This window comes from Fulvivirga kasyanovii (assembly GCF_009711405.1).
GTDB lineage: Bacteria > Bacteroidota > Bacteroidia > Cytophagales > Cyclobacteriaceae > Fulvivirga > Fulvivirga kasyanovii.
This window is the reverse complement of the sequence record NZ_SMLW01000103.1, coordinates 1-694: the sequence shown is the minus strand read 5'-3', so window position 1 is coordinate 694 and position 694 is coordinate 1. Positions and strand designations below refer to the sequence as shown.

The following is a 694-nucleotide window of genomic DNA, read 5'->3' as shown; positions in this document are numbered from 1 at the left end:
AGCCCAACCTGTAGAAAAGGCCGAAAGCGACACTCAATACCGGGCTCAGATGGCGCCGGAGCATTTAGAGGCTACCATTAAGGCGATAGAAGTCTTTCAGCGAGAGGTAAGGGGGCTGAGTGGAAAGGGCGTAGATGGACGTATTGATCCGGGGCAAAATACAATAAAGGCCCTGATGTCCTCATCCATGACAGCGGAGGCCGTTCAGTCGGCACGAAGCACATACGCTGCCAGGAAAGTTGAAGCAGAGAAGAAAGCTGAAGAAGTGGCTGCCGAAAAGGCGAGAATTGATGCCATAAGAAATGAACCGGTTACGGAAGAAAATATAGGCAGGGTCATTCGGTCACCAAGGAGTACGGAAGGCGTGGCTGCATATTTATCAGAGTATTTGGTCTACAACCCAAAATTTGTACAGAAGGCTTTGGAAAGGTTGGGGAGTGGTGGCGCAAAAAAAGAGGTGATCATAAATCTGCTATCCATATCTTCAGATTCAACATTGATGCGCTGTGATGTTGAGGTGTTGGAGACTATGAAAAACACGTTTAACAAAGCGTTTTTAAATTATAGTTCAGTCGTATACAGCGTCCGGGAAGAGCAGCGGCAGGTCGAACGCCTTCTAAAACTGCTGGAAAGGACAAAAAGCCTCAATTTAAAGGATTTAGCTATTGAAGCGGCAGATAACAAAAAAGATGAT

Annotated in this window: 1 protein-coding gene; it reads left to right on the top strand. The window is 46.4% G+C overall.

What is annotated here, in order from left to right:
- A partial coding sequence (locus tag E1163_RS30135) for a hypothetical protein (protein ID WP_185155879.1) occupies positions 1-694 on the top strand: 694 nt, incomplete at both ends.